The following is a 19,231-nucleotide window of genomic DNA, read 5'->3' as shown; positions in this document are numbered from 1 at the left end:
CTTGCAGGGGCCATAATTTTTTTTACCCCACCCCAACCCTCCCCTTAACAAGGGGAGGGAGTAAGAAATTCACAAATGATTTAGGATTGCAATATATATTGTGCGAGTTACAAACTGTCAGTAATACTGGTGAAATTAAAAGCTTTCACGCGCACTCCCGGTACGACACTACCACCGTAACGTTTCACCTCGCTAACTGCATCCACATCCCGCAACATATCAGGTAAAACTTGATTGAAACGCATATTTTTAATCGGGTAAACAATCTTACCATTTTCAATCCAGAAAGTACCATCGCGAGTCATGCCCGTTACTTCCGATGTTTTGGGATTCACATAGCGAACATACCAAGCTCGACTGACAAAAATTCCTCGTTCGGTTTGAGCGATTAAATCTGCTAAACTTTGGTCGGAACCTGTCATCAAGATCGGGTAATAAGCACCTTTTGCTTCTTTGCCTTTTTGGGCGGCCCAGTAACGAGAATAAGACAAACTTTGAGGGATACCATTTTTGATGATTTCCAAATAGTTATTGTTGAATCCGTTGCCGAAAAAATTACCCGATCGCAACAAAGGATGACTTGGATCGCGCAGTACCTGCACTAACGGGCTGAAAAGTTGTTCTCCCGCGCGGTTTCCAGCGGGTTTTCCCGACTCATCGGCGATCGACATAAACGATCGCCCCTCATCCGCCGCCCGCGCATCCATAGCCCAAATTATCCACGGTAGCAAATCTGCAAACGCAGCGCCCTCAAAGATTACAGGATAAACACCAGGAGTAATTTCGCGGGGGTTGCGGGAGGCTTTCGCGCGCGAGACAACTTGTGCGGCTAATTCGGCGACTTGTAGTTCGTGGATGCCCCAAGCCGTGCTTTCCGTCCAGCTAGAACCGTCTCCAATGCGGGCTGTAAAGCCGAAATTCGCCTCTGTAGATTGGTTGCAGGCGCGGAGTCCGGTTGACGAGGCGATCGCGTATAGCGAAGCCTCAGCGCTCAATGTACCGGAAGCTTCCGCACCTTCGCCAGATGCGATCGCGCAAGCCTGCTGTACCATTTTTGCCCGCTCTAAAGGCGATGCAGCAGCCGTTGCTTCATCAAACGCCGCCGGGGGCAAATCGTAGGTTTGAGGGGGCAACAGCGGCATCCATTCGGGGTCTGCGGGGGCAATTCGGGCGAGTTCTTCCGATCGCTTGACGGTTTGGGCGATCGCATCTTCATCAAATTCGGTAACAGATGCAGAAGCGCTTTTGTTACCAAAATAGCTAGTAATGTTGAGGCTAAATACAGTTTTACTAATATTTTGGGTGATTTGATTTTCCGAGAATCGGGAAAGAGATTCTTCGCCAGTAGAAAGACTGACAAATACTTCCTCTGCTTCCGATTGTTTGACTACCTTTTCTAATAAAGATAACGCTTGGTCTTCACTTAAAATTGCTGGCGATGTTGTTACGGTCATAAGCTAGAATGCTAGGAAAATTTGTTGGCTTTATTATTTATCTCAGAGCTCTCTCTCTGTGTTCTCTGCGCCCTCTGTGGTTAAATCATTCCGAATTAAGCCCTTCCCCCAATTTGAATATCTCTAACTCGCACCGGCACACAAGCATGAGTCATTTGAGCAACCTGTATCGGTTCACCTTTGCCGCACATATTAGTACCGCATTGAACCCGTTCGGAAGCAGGCCCGATTGCATCTACTTGATTCCAGAAATCAGTGCTCATTGAATGATAAGTTACATCCTTCAACATACCGACAACTTTACCTTTTTCCACCTTCCAAAAAGCATCACCGCCGAATTGAAAATTGCGCCGCTGCTGGTCGATGGAAAAACTGCCTGTACCATCAATTAAAATCCCATCTTCCGTATCAGCAATCATCTGATCCAAAGTAGCAGTATGACTGCCGCCATCCGGGCCCGGTTCCAGTCCCAAATTAGGAATTCTCACCATCGGTACGCTAGACCAACTGTCAGCGCAGGCAGAACCGTTGCTGCTGGCGCGTCCGAGGCGATAAGCTGTTTCTCTGTCAGTGAGATAATCGACTAAAATTCCATCCTTGACAACGTACCAATCTTGCGATTTTACTCCCTCATCGTCGTAACCCATTGTACCGCGACCGTGGGGTTGAGTGCGATCGCACTTGAAGTTTACCCAAGGTGCAGCGTATTGCAGCTTATTTAACTTATCAGTAGTAGCAAAACTCGTGCCAGCAAAATTCGATTCGTAGCCGTAAACCCGGTCTAATTCTGTTGGATGTCCGACGGATTCGTGGATTGTTAAAAATAAATTTGTTGGCTTGAGAATCAGGGATTTGCAAATACCAGCCGGGACTTTCGGCGCAGCGACTTTTTCAATGGCTTCGGCAGCTACTCGTTCGACTTGACACAACAAATCGTCTGGATTAATATGTTCGTAACCGATGTTTAGCGGCGGACGTTCGTAACTGCGACTTTGGGCATCGCCGCCCGCAATTGCCGTACAGCCAAAACCCGGATAGCTGCGGTAGATTGTTTGTTCGATTAGCGAGCCTTCTGTGGATGCAAAAACCTTGTCTTCGCGGTTGAATGTCAAAAAAGAATAAGCTTTTTTGATGCCTTGTGATTCGTGCGCTAGCAGGCGTTCGTTGATGGTTAATAAAAGTTCGGCTTTGTCAGCAACGGGGACAGAAAATGGGTCAATTGCGATCGCACTAATGTAAGTATCGACATATTTTTCGACAGGTACTAAGCGCACCGGTTCCTTTTGAGTCAAGCGGCTGCCTTTAGCGATTTCCACGGCCAAAGCGACGATTCTGGCAACTTCTGCGGGTGTTTTGTTGTGACTGGCGGCAAAGCCCCAAGCGCCGTCTAGCAGCACTCGCACGCCAAAACCGGAACTTACATTGTCGGAGATATTGCTTAAAGATCGATCGCGCGCATACAAACCTTGCCTCCGGTAACTGCAAAAGCGCACGTCACCGTATTCGCACCCAGATTTCCGAATTAACTCTACAGCTAAATTTGCCAACTCGTTAGCAGAGATTTTTGCAGTTAACAGTACCATAGTTATTCGTCGTTCGTCGTTGGTTATCAATCATTATAGCGCTGTTTAAGGATTTAAACGAACCGCGAAGACGCGAAGAGCGCGAAGGAAGACAAGAGAGAGAGAAGTTTTTCTGCTCTTCTTCTCTCTCTCTTCCTTCGTGTCCTTAGCGCCTTCGCGGTTTATTAAATCTTACTCCAATTCCTGCAAAACCGCAGTTAAAATTTCCACAATGCGATCGATATGTTCCTGCTCAATAATCAACGGAGGCGACAAAGCAATAATATCACCAGTAGTCCGAATCAACAACCCTTTTTCAAAGCACTGCAAGAAACAATCAAAAGCCCGTTTCCCCGGCTTCCCAGGGATAGATTCCAACTCAATCCCCGCCACAAGTCCGAGATTCCGCACATCAATGACGTGGCGCACGCCCTTCAAAGAATGAACCGCATTTTCCCAATAATCAGCTAACTTATTAGCCCGTTCAAACAGCCTTTCTTCCTCATAAATATCCAGCGTCGCCAAAGCAGCAGCGCAGGCTAGGGGATGACCAGAATAAGTATAACCGTGAAAAAGCTCGATCGCATTTTCAGGAGCATTCATAAAAGTATCATAAATTCCCTCCTTCACAAACACCGCCCCCATCGGCACAGTACCGTTAGTTATCCCCTTCGCCACCGTCACAATATCGGGAACCACCCCAAAATATTCAGTAGCAAAACTCGCACCCAAACGCCCGAAACCCGTAATTACCTCATCAAAAATCAGCAGAATTCCGTACTTGTCACAAATCTCCCGCAGCCGCTGCAAATAACCTTGCGGCGGAATCAAAACCCCCGTAGAACCAGCCACCGGTTCCACAATTACCGCCGCAATATTAGACGCATCGTGCAAAGCCACAATCCGTTCCAATTCATCCGCCAAATGCGCGCCCCATTTCGGTTGCTTGCGACTGAAAGCATTGTGTTCTAAATTATGAGTGTGAGGTAAATGATCCACTCCTGTCAGCAAACTGCCAAACATTTTACGATTTGTACCGATACCGCCGACAGAAATCCCCCCAAAACCAACGCCGTGATAACCGCGTTCCCTACCGATTAATCTTTGGCGAGTTCCTTCACCTTTCACGCGGTGATAAGCAATCGCAATTTTCAAAGCAGTTTCCACAGACTCGGAACCCGAATTAGTGAAGAAAACGCGATCGAAATTGCCCGGAATCATCTTCACCAAACGTTCCGCTAATTCAAAAGCGCCGGGGTGTCCCATCTGAAAAGGTGGGGCATAATCTAGAGTCGATACTTGCTTATGAATTGCCTCGATAATTTTCGGGCGACAGTGGCCTGCATTCACGCACCAAAGCCCCGCAATTCCATCTAAAATGGATCGGTTATCATCGGTTGTAAAGTGCATATCTTTTGCCGAAACCAATATTCGCGGATTGGCTTTAAACTGCCTATTGGCAGTGAAAGGCATCCAGTAAGCGTCCATATTTGTCATGTTTTTTTATCCTTTTATATTGATGTTTCTGTTTTCCAAATATAACTCAATACGGTTCAGATCAGACGGCGGTTGAAACCGCATCTATACAAACAAAACCCGCCTCCGCGGGTTGAAGATCCGACGGCGGTTGAAATTACCTTATTTTCTTCAGTCCGCGGAGGCGGACTTCCTTTGTGTAGACGCGGTTTCAACCGCCGTCTCATCTTAATTCTCGATCGCACTTAATTAACTAACGATCGCACCAACCGACTAATGTTGCAACAAACCCGTCAGCATTTTCACAGGCCGCCCATCGTAGGGCCACGCGAAAGCATGGCGGAAAGCGGCCTCTTGACAGGCTTGTAACTGCCGAAAATCAATGATATCCAGAGTTAACAAATTCTCATACTCAAAAGGCAGCCGCACGTTGTGCAATCCCGCGTTGTCAGTACAAATGGCAATATCGACACCAGCTTCAAAACATCGATCGAACACTACCTTCAATTCCCCCATATCCTCCAACGTCCCCGTTTTGAGATAGGTAGTCGGGCAAACTTCTAAGCATTGACCTCTGCGCGCGACTTCTGGCAGCAGTTCGGGATATTTTAGCGGAATTTGAATCCCGTGACCGATACGCATCAGATAGGGCAGAAGTTCGGGATAACAGCCCGAAGTAGTTTCGTAAAGATGGCCTGTCGTCTTAATGCCGATCGACCTTGCGTACTGATACAATCCCACAAACTCGTCCAAACGATCGCCAATAGCAGCATCACCGCCCGCAAGATCGATCGCACAAACATATTCTCCCATCTCGGCCGCCAAATCGACGATCGCCCGATTCACCTCATAGGGCAAACGCGAGTGCATACACAAAATTTGGCTAGTCACAATCGGACAATCGCTAATTTGACTTGCCTTCCCTACAACCTTGACAATTTCTGCCATCAAGTCAATGCGTTTTGACTGTTCCAAATGCTCTGGAGTCCGCAAATAAGGCGTATAGCGCAACTCCAAATAAGCCAGATTTTCAAACACGTAAGCGCCCCGCATCAACCGATAGATGAAATAAGGCAAAGTCTCAACAGTTTGCACACTTTCCACCAGCGTGTGCAGTTCCAAATACTCATCGAGAGTATTGCGCGGACGAGTGTAAAAATCCTCAAAAGCAGAGTATTGTTGAAATCGATCGACCATCTCAGCATTATGGCGATCGAAATACCGCCACAGAATCCTAGGAACCACAGAACCGCCCAGATGGCGGTGCAACTCAGCGTGTAAAGTCATGCGATTTACCTTCTGCCTTGGGAAGTGCCCCGATATGGCTGGGACTGGGTTTGTGAAAGGAATACAGCCTCACTGCTCTTAATTGTAACAAAAATTTATTTGACATCCGGGACGCATTCGTACATAATCAGAGTTTGTGTCAACCTGAGCTGAACGCGAGAAACCCTTGGCTAACGTAGTTGTGATCGGCGCCCAATGGGGCGATGAAGGAAAAGGAAAAATTACAGATTTGCTCAGCAAATCCGCAGATATCGTTGTCCGCTACCAAGGGGGCGTCAACGCCGGTCACACGGTAGTAGTCAACGGTCAGACTTTCAAGCTGCACTTGATTCCGTCCGGGATTCTCTACCCTGACAAAGAGTGTATCATCGGCTGCGGCACGGTCATCGACCCTAAAGTTTTAATTGAAGAATTAGATCAGCTAGAGGCACTGAATATTTCCACAGCCTCGCTGATGATTTCAGAGACTGCTCACATCACCATGCCCTATCACCGATTAATTGATGTGGCATCGGAACAGCAGCGGGGAAATTATAAAATCGGGACAACAGGACGCGGCATCGGCCCTACTTACGCCGACAAGTCGGAACGTACAGGCATTCGGATGCTCGATTTAATGGACTTGGAAGGATTCCGAGAACAACTGGAATGGACGATTCATCATAAGAATGTCATTCTGGAAAAACTCTACAATTTGCAGCCTCTGAATCCGCAAGATGTTTTTGATGAATATCAAGTTTATGCAGAACGTTTGCGGCCGCACGTAGTAGACAGTTCCCTGAAGATTTATGAGGGACTTCACACGCGGAAAAATATTCTGTTTGAAGGCGCGCAAGGCACTTTATTAGACTTAGACCACGGCACTTATCCTTATGTTACTTCCAGCAATCCCATCGCTGGCGGCGCTTGTGTGGGCACAGGAGTCGGCCCAACAGCGATCGATCGCGTAATTGGCGTAGCAAAAGCCTATACCACCCGCGTTGGAGAAGGCCCCTTCCCTACCGAAATGGTCGATGGAGTTGGCGCAATTTTGGGCGAAAGAGGTGCAGAATTCGGCACCACAACCGGCCGCAAACGCCGCTGTGGCTGGTTCGACGCGGTAATCGGCCGCTACGCAGTCCGCATCAACGGCCTTGACTGTTTGGCTGTCACCAAACTAGATGTTTTGGATGAATTAGAAGAAATAAAAGTCTGTGTTGCTTACGAAATTGACGGCGAACGCTGTGTCGATTTCCCGAAAAGTTCGCGGATATTTGCTCGGTGCAAACCCATTTATGAAACCCTTCCCGGTTGGAAACAATCCACAGAAGAGTGCCGCAATTTGGAAGATTTGCCGTCACAAGCATTGGATTATCTCAAGTTTTTGGCAGACTTGATGGAAGTGCCGATCGCCATTGTATCTCTCGGTGCCAGCCGCGACCAAACTATCATTGTCGAAGACCCGATTCACGGCCCGAAACGAGGATTGTTGTCGGTTGACGGTACTCCTGTAGCAGCAAAATCCTAACAGGTTTAGTTATAATACAGAAAAAGGGTCTATCTCATGTCCGAGCGGGTTCCAGTGACGGATGAAGATCGTCTAATCTACCAACTAACCCTTCATCGGGATTTGGTTGGCTGGGTAATCAGAAAATTAGCTGAAGCTGGCATTCCATCCCAGAGAACTACTGGCAACGATCCGAAAGGAGACATTTTAATTGTAGCTACCAAGGATGCCTCACAAGTAGAGCAAATAATCTACGATATTCATCATCAATACAATAGAGGAAGTATCAAAGATTCACAGTCAAATGTAAAGGAAAGAAAAACAGACCTGCCACATATAGAAATAAAAACCACATACCTTTCAGGAAAAGCCGTTAATGAAATTATTGATACTGCCACTGTTATTGGAGTTGTAAGTGCCGATAAAATTTCTGCACCGGGAAAGCTAAATTTATCACAGCAGTCATAGCTTATGCAGAAAATATTCCTTTGAACGAGTTTTCAGATGTTTAGTAGCAGGAGTAATCCCAATGTTTGACATCAGTTTTTATTCAGCCAATGGTGAACCGTCTGATAGTGTAAGAATCACAGCAACTACTTACGAATGGTTAGCAAAATCAGCATTTTCCAAAATAGGTGGCACATCAATCGACACTGAAATTTACCTAGATGAAGAAAATGTAATTCTGCCTCTAGTTGAATTAAATCAAGAGATTCGCCACCAGTTCAAGAAAATTTTTAGCGAAGCAATTATCAGTGAAAGCGATGTAGTTCTCACTAAGCTTGGTGATTACCCTTCAAAAGAAGAGTATCAATCAGGAACTTACCGTCTGAGAAAAATGCTGGAATTGCTGAAGTGTGTGGAAAATGAAAACTATCAATACCTTCAGCGAATTTAATTAAGCGCGATCGCGATATCACAATTCTGGTAAAATGTGAAAACAATCAGCAGAAAGTCAGAAAATGGAACTCGCAGTAGAATGTCAAAAGCGGGCAGAAGGCAGCAAACCTAACGCCCTCCGCCGCTCTGGATTGATTCCCGCCGTCCTCTACGGGCACAAAGGCTCTGAATCCATTTCCCTTACCATCAAAGCCAAAACAGTCGAACACCTGCTCAAAAAGCGCGTAGTCAACAACGCCCTAATTGACCTCAGCATTCCCGAACTCTCTTGGACTGGAAAAACCTTGCTGCGGGAAGTTCAAGTTCATCCTTGGAAAGGCTTTCCTTACCACCTGAGCTTTTTCTCCGTCGCAACTCAAGACAGCCTGGAAGTTGAAGTGTCGCTGAATTTTGTCGGCGAAGCTGTCGGCGTCAAATTAGAAGGCGGCATCTTGGATACCGTGCTGACGCAACTAGCAGTTAAGTGCAAACCTGACAGCATTCCTGAATCAATAGAAGTAGATATTTCTAATTTAAAGGTTGGGGATGCGCTGCACATTAACGAATTAGTTTTGCCTGCGGGAGTGGTAGCTCTCGGCGAACCAGATCAGGTGGTTGTTACTGTGCTGGGAATTCAAGCAGGTTCTGAAGCCGAAGACGCAGAAGAAGACGCAGCCGCAGCAGCTTAATTAGTAATTGCTAATAGTTGTTAACTAATTGTTGAAAAAAAAGGGCGATCGCTTTCTCCCAAAAGGGCGATCGTTTTTTGCTAAAAAGGCTATTCTCGTTTGGGTTCGATCGCACATCTTTCACCCTGCTCAAAAACAGGCAAGATGCCTGTTCCACAAAGAGTGCATTTCTTTCTTGTGGGCCGTTGCTCCTAGCCCGCCGGTAAAAAGCCTATAGAAAAGGGTGCAATCTCCCTTGCCCAGTCCACAAGAAAGCCTCCCACAAGCAAGAACCGGCAGTGTTTACTTTGCTTTACAAAACGGGCGATCGACTCTTTAGCTACAAAAGTCGGGACGGGCGCGCAAATCTGCCAGAAACCGGGCTGATTCTTACATATTTAACCGTAAAATCCAAAAAATCAGCCGAGAATCCCGGTTCCTCGCCAGCAACGGGATTCAAAAAAAATAAGAAGTGGGGGAACAAGTCCGGTACTGTTAGTGTCAAACGCGAGTATAATTGTTAAACGTTTCGACTACCCTATTTAATTCCTGCCTCTGGAGCCGCCGCCCATATGCCATCAACAGTCAGTACAGAATCAACAGCGGTTCAATTTAACCAACAGGGAGAAATATACTTATCCCAAGGAAAATTAGAAGAAGCGATCGCCTCCTGCGAGCAAGCTTTAAAGATTCATCCCAATTTTGCACCGGCTTACAAGACTTTGGGCAACGCGCTGCAAGCTCAAGGCAGGATGGAAGAGGCACGGCACTGGTACGCTAAAGCGATTGAAATAGAACCGAATTTTGCGGAAGTATACGCGAATTTGGGCAGCATTGGCGCGCAGCAGCAAAAATGGCAGGAGGCGATCGGATTTTATCAAAAGGCGATCGCGATTAAGCCGAATTTCGCGGGAGTGTACCGGAATTTAGCAAAAGTATTCGGACAAATTAGCAAACCGGAAGAAGCGCAGCAGTGCTGGTATCAAGCATTTAGTTTGGAACCGGAAAAAGTAGCGCCTGGGGAACACTTGAATATGGGCGACGCTTTTTTTAGGCAGGAAAAATTCCCCGAAGCGATCGCCTGTTACGATCGCGCCATAAAATTAAATCCTAATGTGGCGACTGCTTACCAAAATTTGGGCGAAGCGCTAAAAAAACAAGGCAAGTTAGAGGAAGCGACAGTATATTATCGCAAGGCTATTGAACTCAACGCAGCTCATGCGAGAAACGGCAGCGAGGGAGAGCAAACTTTGGCGGGTGCAACGGCGAAAAACGGCAGCGAGGGAGAGCAAACTTTGGCGGGTGCAACGGCGAAAAACGGTGCAGTTAAGCAGCAGCCTCCTGTAACCGCAGTCAAGCCGCCAGTTAAGCCACCAATGCAGCAGGCAGTTAATTCTACAATTAATATAGAAGACCCAGAAGCATACAAAATACTGGCAGAAGGTTATTTTGCTCAGGGCAAATTGGAACAGGCAATTTCTGCTTGCAAAAAAGCGCTACAAATAAAGCCGGAAGCGCCGCTTTACAAAATGCTGGGCAACGCCCTGCAAGCTGGCGGCAAAATTGATGAAGCTAAAAGTTGTTATGTCAAAGCAATAGAAATTAACCCAAATTTTGCCGAAGCTTATGCTAATTACGGCAGCATTTGCGCGCAGCAAGAACAGTGGCAGCAAGCGGTTTCAGCTTACGAAAAGGCGATCGCCCTGAAACCGGATTTTGCCGGTGCTTTCCGCAATTTTGCAAAATTGTTGACGCAGTTAGGCAAGTCTGAGGCGGCGACTGAGGCTTGGTATCGAGCATTTGCGATCGACCCCAAGTCTGGCACCGCCGAGGAACACGAGAATTTAGCCAAAACTTTGATCGAGCAAGGTAAGGTAGAGCAAGGTATTGACTGTTACCGGCGCGCGGTTGAGTTGAACCCAAATGCTGGTGCAGCTTATCACGAATTGGGCGAACTTCTCAGGAACAAAGAACAGTGGGAAGCGGCGGTTGATGCTTACAGCAATGCGATTAGAAATAATCCCGAACTTTCTTGGTCGCACAACAATTTAGCTGAGTCGCTGGTGAAGTTGGAACGCTGGGAGGAAGCTATAAATGCTTACCGCAAGGCGATCGAATTAAATCCAGATTTTAGCTGGTCTCACAACAATTTAGCTGACGTGTTGCTGAAGTTGGAACGCTGGGAGGAAGCTGTAGAGGCTTACACGAAAGCAACAGAATTAAATCCAGATTTTAGTTGGTCGCACAACTATTTAGCCGACGCGCTGATTAAACTGGAACGCTGGGATGAGGCGATTTCGGCTTACCAAAGGTCGATCGAACTTAATGCCGATCACTTCTGGGCGCACAACAATTTAGCAGAAGCGCTGGTGAATTTGGAACGCTGGGATGAGGCGGTTGTTGCGTACCGGCGGGCTAACGAAATCAATCCGAGTTTCTTCTGGTCGCACAGCAAGTTGGGCGACGTGTTGCTAGAAATGGAAAGGTGGGATGAGGCGATAGATGTTTACCGGCGGGCGGCTGAGTTGAATCCTGATTTTGCGTGGACTTATTACAACATGGGGACGGCTCTGGAGAAGCTGGAACGGTGGGATGAGTCGATCGCTTCTTACCGCCACGCTGTGCAAATTCAGGCGGATTTGCCGTGGATTTCGCAAAAGTTGGCTGATGCTTTGAGGATGCGATCGCAGTGGGATTTGCAGCAGTCAATGGGTTTGTATCGGCGGGCGATTCAGGAGAATCCTGATGACGTGCAGTTGTATCACAAGGCTTTGGAGATTGCGCCGAATGATGCTGAGCTGTATGTTGAGTTGGCGAATGCTTTGGTGCGGAAGAATTGGCCGGATGGGGCGATCGTCTTTTATCAGATGGCGTTGCAAATTCGGCCTGATGACAAGGCTATTTCTGGGCGGTTAGAAGAGGTGTTAAAAAAAAAGGGGGTAAGTAGGGCGGCAGAAAAAAGTGCTGCTAGCCGACAATCTGGAAGCGCGATCGAACACACCCCGGGAGTGGCTGCGGAGTACCACGAATTAGGGGAGTCTCTGCAAGAAGAAGGTAAATATACCGAGGCTATTGCGGCCTACCGCAAAGCAATTGCAATTAATCCCAATTACTTTGGAACTCACCACAATTTAGGCGATGTCCTGAAATGGACGGGTAAAGTTGATGAGTCTATTAAAAGTTATCAGAAAGCCGCAGAAGTGAATCCAACTTTTGTTTGGTCGCACCACAACTTAGCGGATATTTTTCAACAAGAAGGTCGGCTTGATGAAGCTGTTGCGGCATATAGGAGAGCGATCGAGGTTGCTCCTGAATTTGGCTGGTCGTACCACAATTTAGCAAAAACTTTAGCTAAACAAAACAAGCTTTCCGAAGCTCTGGAAGCTTATCAGACGGCGAGCAAACTCGATCCGAAACTTTTTGGTTTGGATTATGAAAACTTGCGAGATTCCCTATTCCTCGGTCAAGACCCAGCTTATACGAAGTGGCGCGCCAAGCACAGCCCCAGAGAAGCTGATTTGCGGAAGATCGCTGAAACATTAGAAATCTTTAGCTACAAACCGCTGATTAGCATTGTGATGCCAGTCTACAACACGCCAGAGAATTATCTCAGGGAAGCTATAGACTCAGTTTTTAATCAAATATATCCCTACTGGGAACTGTGCATTGCTGACGACGCATCAACCGCGCCTCATGTCAAGCGAATTTTGCAAGAATATGCAGCCAAAGATAGCCGGATCAAAGTAGTTTATCGAACCAAAAACGGTCACATTTCTCACTGTTCCAATTCTGCTTTGGAGTTGGCGACGGGTGAATTTGTATCTTTATTAGACCACGACGATACGCTGACACCGGAGGCTTTGTATGAAGTGGTGCTGCTGCTGAACCGCCACCCGGAGGCGGACATGATTTATTCGGATGAAGACAAGATTTATCAGGATCAAGAACTGATAAATCCTTTCTTCAAGGCCGAATGGAGTCCCGATTCGTTTTTGTCTCGGATGTACACTTGCCATTTGGGAACTTACAGGAAAAACTTAATCGATGAAATCGGTGGTTTTAGACCCGGTTTTGAGGGAGCTCAGGATTACGATTTGGTTCTGAGGTTTACTGAAAAAACTGACAAAATCTTTCACATTCCTAAAATTCTTTACCACTGGAGAATGCACGCGGGTTCGGCTGCTGGCGGTGTAGATGCTAAACCCTATGCCTATGATGCAGGGCAAAAAGCTTTGCAAGAGGCGATCGAACGCCGGGGCGAACCGGGGAAAATTGAAGGCGTTCCCTACTTTTTGGGACACTTTATTGCCCGCTACAAAATTACGGATTACAAGCGCGTCAGCATCATTATTCCGACGCGGGATTTAGGCGATGTTTTGGACAATTGCTTGGAGTCTATCTTTACTAAGAGTGTCTATCCCAACTACGAAGTTATCGTCATCGACAACGGCAGTCAAGAGCAACATACGGCGGAAATTCTGGCTAAATGGACGGCTAAGGAATCAGCGAGGTTTAAGAGTTACCGGCTGGACATTTCCTTCAATTTCTCGAAGATTAACAACTACGCTGCTAGCAAAGCGGAGGGAGATTACTTGCTGTTCTTGAATAACGATACAGAGGTAATTACTCCCGATTGGATTGACGCGATGGTTGAGCAATCTCAAAGAAGCTCGATCGGGGCTGTGGGCAATTTGTTGATATATTCAGATAACAAAATCCAGCACGCGGGAGTGGTGATGGGACTCGGCGGCGGTGTGGCGGGTCACAGTTATTATCATATGCCGCGATCGATTCCTGGATATTTCGGGAATGTGGTAGGTATGAACAATGTTTCAGCGGTAACTGCTGCGTGTTTAATGTGTCGCCGCGAAGTATTTGAGAGTGTTGGGGGATTTGACGAGGAGCTAACAGTGGCGTACAATGATGTGGATTTGTGTTTGAAAATGCTGGAGAAAGGGTACCGCAATATTTACCTGCCTCACGTAGTTCTCTACCACCACGAATCTAAAAGTCGCGGTTACGAAGACTCGCCGGAAAAGAAAGAGCGGCTGAGGAAGGAATCAAAGCTGATGGAAAGCAGGTGGCAAAAATATATTGACAATGACCCTTACTACAGCCCCCATTTAACCAGGGCGTGTCAAGACAGCGGTATTAGATTGGAGGACGAGAATTGGCGGCCGAGTCATTAGGAACATCCCCAGGAGGGGTAGGCACACAGGGCTGTTTAATTCTTTGTAGGGGCAATCCCCCCGCGGTTGTCCTGGTTGGTGGGGAGGGTAGGCACGGGGGCACTACCCCTACAAATCAACAACCTGTAGGGGCGGTGCCCCCGTGCCCGCCCTGAGTGTCGGGAGGATCGAGAGGATTGTGAGTCAGACAGAAGACCGATACAATTCACCAGACAGCACCAATATTAAGAACCTGTAGGGGCGGGTTCACCGATAGCTTCAAGGGATACCCAAAGACTAAAAAACCCGCCCCCACCCCGCGCGACAATCCTGAAGATTGAGATTGGTGCAAGTTCTCAGATACAAGCTACTTATAAACCCAGCCTCGACAAAACTAAAAAAAATCAAATCTACGGTACAAAATTATGAATAACTCGTTACAAGTGCATGAAGAAACAGCTTCTAATTATTTTCATAGAGGCAACCTCCTGAAACAGTCCGATAAATTAGAAGAAGCCGCCGCCGCCTACCAGCGCTGTACTGAACTCAACCCGGATTTTTCCTGGTATCACCACAATTTGGGTGAAGTTTTGGCGAAATTGGGGCAGCGGGATGGGGCAGAAAAAAGTTACCGCAGGGCCTGCGAACTCAACCCGAATTCGGCTTGGTCTTGGCACAATTTCGGGGAGGTTTTGCAACAGCAGGGCAATCTTGATGAGGCCGTGGCTGCGTACCGCAAAGCTGTGGAACTCTATCCAGATTTTTATGAGTTTTATAATAGTTTGGGTCAGGCTTTGTGTTTGCAAGGTCAATTGGATGAGTCTGTAAGTTGTTTGCGGAAGGCGATCGAGCTTGACTCGGAATCGGCTTTGCCTTACCAAAATTTGTGGGAGGCTTTGGCAAGGTTGGGACGGGTTGATGAAGGGATTGATTGCTTGCGAAGGGCGATCGAGCTTAATCCGGGCGAGGGAGATTTGTACTTGAAGTTGGCAGAGGCTTTGCAAGGCAAGAATGAGTTGGCAGAAGCCGTGAATTATTACCGAAAGGCGCTTCAGTTAAAACCGGATTTCCACTGGCTGTACTATAAATTGGGTACGGCTTTGTCGGCTCAGGGCCAATGGGAGGAGGCGATCGCATCTTACTCGAAAGCGGCTGAGTTGGAACCGGGTTCGGCGATCGTCCACCACTATTTGGGGCATACTTTGTCGATCGTCCAGCGGTGGGAGGAGGCGATCGTATCTTATCGGAAAGCGATCGCTCTAGCGCCCGACGTTGCTACCGTATACTTTCATTTAGGCGATGCTTTGGCTACAAGACAAAGGTGGCACGAATCTGTAGCTGAATACCGCAAGGCTGTCGAGATTGAACCAAACAGCCTTGAATCTCAAGACCATTTAGGATTTGCTCTAGCTCAACTTCAGCAGTGGGATGAAGCGATCGCTGCTTACCGTAAAGCCCTTAAAATCGCTCCTGACTCAGAAGTAGTTTATCACCATTTAGCAGATGCTTTAGCAGGGCGCTCTAGAGTGCAACTCTTGCAAAAAGAAGCTGAATCAGATTTAGATGAAGCAGTTAGCTGTTACCGCAAAGCCATTGAATTCAATCCAAACAATTTAGAGCTTTGCAAAAAAATGCTCGAAATTAAGCCAGATGACCTAGACCTGTATTTGCCATTAGGCGATGCTTTTGCAAGACAAAAGGCTTGGAAAGAAGCAATTGCTTCATACAATCACGCTGTTGATCTTGACCCAGAGAATGCTGAAGCTTGCCATAAATTAGGGGAGGCACTTCAAACACAAGGTCAACTCGATGAGGCAGTTGCAGCATACATGAAAGCAATAAAACTCAACCCTAATTTCTTCGGTACTTATCATAATTTAGCAGATATCCTTAGACCGCAAGGTCAGTTTGATGAAGCTGTTTTATCGTACCAAAAGTCAATAGAACTCAACCCCAACTTTGTTTGGTCTTACCACAACTTAGCAGAACTTTTTGACAAACAAGGCAAACTTGATGAAGCCGCAACTTGGTATCGCCAAGCTATTGCAGTTGACCAAGGTTTTGCATGGTCTCACTACAATTTAGGTAAAATTTTAGCTAAACAAAATAAACTTTCAGAATCAATCGAATCCTACCAGAAGGCAATTGAAATTGAACCTAAATTGTTTTCCGAAGATTACCAAAGCTTGCGAGATATACTGCCAGACAATCAAGATACATATAGCAAGTGGCGAGCTAAAAACTGTCCGAGAGAAGCAGATTTGCGGAAGATGGCGGAAATGGTAGAAATATTCAGCTACAAACCCCTGATTAGCGTTGTCATGCCCGTGTTTAACACGCCAGAGAAATTTCTGCGAGAAGCAATTGAGTCTGTTTTGAATCAAATATATCCGTACTGGGAATTGTGCATTGCTGACGACGCATCAACGGAGACTCATGTTAAGCAAATTTTATCAGAATATGTAGCAAAAGATAATCGAATCAAAGTATTTTTTAGAAGAGAGAACGGTCATATTTCTCACTGCTCTAACTCAGCTTTGGAGTTGGCAGGCGGGGAATTTGTATCTCTATTAGACCACGATGACACACTGGCACCAGATGTTTTGTATGAAGTGGCATTGCTCCTGAACCGCCACCCTGATGCGGATATGATTTATTCAGATGAAGATAAACTAAATCCTAACAATCAACTGATAGACCCATACTTTAAACCAGAATGGTGTCCTGAGTCATTTCTATCTCGGATGTACACCTGTCATTTGGGGACTTATAGGCGATCGCTGGTAAATGAAATCGGAGGCTTTAGGGCAGGATATGAAGGCAGTCAAGACTATGACTTGGTGTTAAGATTAACCGAAAAAACTGATAAAATCTTTCACATCCCCAAGATTCTCTACCATTGGCGAATTCATTCTAACTCAGTTACAGGTGGCGGGGAGGCAAAGCCTTATGCTTACGAAGCTGCGAAAAAAGCTATTGTAGAGGCAATTTCCCGAAAGGGAGAAGAGGCAAAAGTTATAGATGTTCCAGAATTATTGGGACACTATATGGTGCGGTACAAAATTACTGAGTACAAGCTAGTCAGTATCATTATTCCCACGCGCGATTTAGGTGAGATACTGGACAACTGCCTAGAATCTATTTTTACCAAAAGCATCTACCCCAATTACGAAGTCATTGTTATCGACAATGGTAGTACTGAAGAAAAGACGGCTCAATTGATAGCTAAATGGACAGCAAAAGAATCAAATAGATTTAGATGCTATCGGCTTGACATTCCTTTCAATTTTTCCAGAATTAACAACTATGCTGTTAAACAAGCCCGGGGAGATTACTTGCTGTTTTTGAATAACGATACAGAAGTAATTGCTACCGATTGGATTGACGGCATGGTCGAGCAAGCTCAAAAACCTGCAATTGGAGCTGTGGGAGCTCTCTTATTATATCCAGATAACACGATCCAACACGCTGGAATTGTGATGGGACTTGGGGGACTTGCAGCTCACAGCCATTACTGTTTTCCTGCTACAACACCGGGATATTTGGGTCAAGTTAAATGTATGAGTAATGTTTCAGCGGTGACAGGTGCGTGTTTGATGTGCCGGCGGGAAGTATTTGAGGCGATCGGGGGATTTGATGAAGAGCTGGTAGTGGCTTATAATGATGTCGATTTATGTTTGAAAATGGTAGCCACAGGCTATCGAAATGTTTACCTGCCTCATGTGGTTCTTTACCACCACGAATCTAAAAGCCGGGGTTACGAAGACACACCCCAAAAACAGGATAGGCTGCGCCGAGAAGCTAATGTCATCAAAAGTCGGTGGCAAAAATTCATTGATAATGACCCTTGTTACAGCCCTAATTTAACTAGGGAGCGTGCCGACTACAGTATTAGATTGTAGAAGGGTTGACACACCCTAGCAAGCTACGGGTTTATCTGTTTTGTTCGGGTTGGGAGAGCTTTTTTGAACTGTGAGCGTAAATTTCCAGTTCGGATTGAATCTGTTGCAATCGAGTCTGCGATTGTCCTAAGTCTGCCTGAACCTGCTTTAGGAACGGAAGCTTTTTCCGATATTGCACTTCTCCTATCTGTACCCGGCTTCGATCTGAGAAGACAGTTTCGAGAACTAATTCCCCGGCTTGTAATAGTTTGCTAACTTCCACTTTTCTCAAAAAACCGCAGCTACCCGCTTTGGACACATTCCCATAAACTTCAAATACATCGGGGCGTGACTGATCGACAGCAATTTTTTCGATTGTTTCACCGCCGCTGATTAATTCGACTGCGATCGCTGGAGATTTTTTCCCCAACACCCAACCTTTAAAGGAAATCTCGTAACTATCCGTTTGATCGCCCTGGTTTGGCAGATCTATGTTGCACCCCCACAACAATTCGGAATTGTCAGCGGATGTTTGAATAACCTCTATAATTTCAATTAATGTGTCTTCACTCATTGTTCTTGAGTTTGTAGCTGGACAGGTAATAATCACCTAATTTTACATAAAACTTAGGCTCAATGCTACTGAAAATCCAATCTCCTACCAATCCGCGATCCTAAACTGATGTTTTAGTGAGTGGAAAGGAGAGCTTTAACTGCGGTTACACGACGCATTAATTGGTTCCACTCTGCTGAGTTAGTCAGGGTATCAGTATCCAGTGGGCAACCTTTCTCAGAAGAGAACTTGCTAAAACTCTCTAGCCAGTTTATTACTGTTTCCGTGCGTGAGAAAGGCGTATATTTTAAAGATTGCTGCAAGCAATCTCGCATCCGAGGCATATCGTCTTGGCGGTAAGCATACCACGCATCCCAGACTAAGAGGCTGTACTGTATCTGGCTTTGTTCTCCTACAAGTCTAGCTGTAGCTTGCTGAAACTGCAATCTTTCTAATTCTCCCTGCATCTGGTGAAGTTGAGAGCGGGACTGCTCTAGTTCTCTCTGCGTCTCGAAGAATTCAGACTGCTTGCTCTCTAATTGTGTTTCTGTCTGATGCAGTCGAGACTGGAACTGCTGCAATTCCTGTTGAGTTTGATGCAGTTGAGAGTGCGACTGTTCCACTACGGCCTCAGCTTGATGCAGTTGATTCTGGGAATGCTCCAATGCCGCCTCAGTTTGATGCAGTTGAGAGTGCGACTGTTCCACTACGGCCTCAGCTTGATGCAGTTGATTCTGAGCATGCTCCAATGCCGCCTCAGTTTGATGCAGTTGAGAGTGCGACTGTTCCACTACGGCCTCAGCTTGATGCAGTTGAT

Annotated in this window: 11 protein-coding genes and 1 pseudogene; 6 read left to right on the top strand and 6 right to left on the bottom strand. The window is 46.4% G+C overall.

What is annotated here, in order from left to right:
- Positions 1–107: 107 nt before the first annotated feature.
- From QUA58_RS20345 to QUA58_RS20330, 4 genes are all read right to left on the bottom strand, one after another.
- Positions 108–1,454 carry a TldD/PmbA family protein gene (locus QUA58_RS20345; RefSeq protein WP_333395584.1) on the bottom strand — a complete coding sequence of 449 codons (1,347 nt, stop codon included), beginning with the start codon at positions 1,452–1,454 and terminating at the stop codon, positions 108–110.
- Between the two features lie 95 nt (positions 1,455–1,549).
- Positions 1,550–3,037 carry a TldD/PmbA family protein gene (locus tag QUA58_RS20340; RefSeq protein WP_333395582.1) on the bottom strand — a complete coding sequence of 496 codons (1,488 nt, stop codon included), beginning with the start codon at positions 3,035–3,037 and terminating at the stop codon, positions 1,550–1,552.
- A gap of 171 nt (positions 3,038–3,208) precedes the next feature.
- Positions 3,209–4,513: an aspartate aminotransferase family protein gene (locus tag QUA58_RS20335; RefSeq protein WP_333395580.1), complete on the bottom strand. Its 1,305-nt coding sequence runs from the start codon at positions 4,511–4,513 to the stop codon at positions 3,209–3,211.
- 252 nt (positions 4,514–4,765) lie between these two features.
- Complete coding sequence (locus QUA58_RS20330; RefSeq protein WP_333395578.1) at positions 4,766–5,779, bottom strand: adenosine deaminase; 1,014 nt, start codon at positions 5,777–5,779, stop codon at positions 4,766–4,768.
- A 166-nt stretch (positions 5,780–5,945) separates the two neighbouring features.
- Here QUA58_RS20330 and QUA58_RS20325 point away from each other — a divergent pair, with 166 nt between their 5' ends.
- From QUA58_RS20325 to QUA58_RS20300, 6 genes are all read left to right on the top strand, one after another.
- Positions 5,946–7,286, top strand: a complete 1,341-nt coding sequence (locus QUA58_RS20325) for an adenylosuccinate synthase (protein WP_333395576.1) — start codon at positions 5,946–5,948, stop codon at positions 7,284–7,286.
- A gap of 54 nt (positions 7,287–7,340) precedes the next feature.
- Entirely contained in the window at positions 7,341–7,733 is a 393-nt protein-coding gene (locus QUA58_RS20320; RefSeq protein ID WP_333395575.1) for a hypothetical protein, read from the top strand.
- 61 nt (positions 7,734–7,794) lie between these two features.
- The gene (locus tag QUA58_RS20315; RefSeq protein ID WP_333395573.1) at positions 7,795–8,163 is read left to right on the top strand and encodes a hypothetical protein; all 369 of its coding nucleotides are present in this window, start codon (positions 7,795–7,797) and stop codon (positions 8,161–8,163) included.
- A gap of 64 nt (positions 8,164–8,227) precedes the next feature.
- Positions 8,228–8,833, top strand: a complete 606-nt coding sequence (locus QUA58_RS20310) for a 50S ribosomal protein L25/general stress protein Ctc (RefSeq protein WP_333395571.1) — start codon at positions 8,228–8,230, stop codon at positions 8,831–8,833.
- Between the two features lie 551 nt (positions 8,834–9,384).
- Positions 9,385–14,001: a tetratricopeptide repeat protein gene (locus tag QUA58_RS20305; protein ID WP_333395570.1), complete on the top strand. Its 4,617-nt coding sequence runs from the start codon at positions 9,385–9,387 to the stop codon at positions 13,999–14,001.
- 404 nt (positions 14,002–14,405) lie between these two features.
- Positions 14,406–17,882: a tetratricopeptide repeat protein gene (locus QUA58_RS20300; protein WP_333395568.1), complete on the top strand. Its 3,477-nt coding sequence runs from the start codon at positions 14,406–14,408 to the stop codon at positions 17,880–17,882.
- Between the two features lie 31 nt (positions 17,883–17,913).
- On the opposite strand, the gene QUA58_RS20295 is transcribed toward QUA58_RS20300, so the two are convergent.
- Complete coding sequence (locus tag QUA58_RS20295) at positions 17,914–18,435, bottom strand: hypothetical protein (RefSeq protein ID WP_333395567.1); 522 nt, start codon at positions 18,433–18,435, stop codon at positions 17,914–17,916.
- Between the two features lie 113 nt (positions 18,436–18,548).
- Positions 18,549–19,231, bottom strand: a pseudogene (locus QUA58_RS20290) (chromosome partitioning protein ParA); the annotation flags it as partial.

The sequence above is a fragment of the Microcoleus sp. N9_A1 genome (assembly GCF_036701795.1).
GTDB lineage: Bacteria > Cyanobacteriota > Cyanobacteriia > Cyanobacteriales > Microcoleaceae > Microcoleus.
Note: the sequence above shows the minus strand (reverse complement) of the source record. Positions and strands in the feature narration are given on the sequence as shown.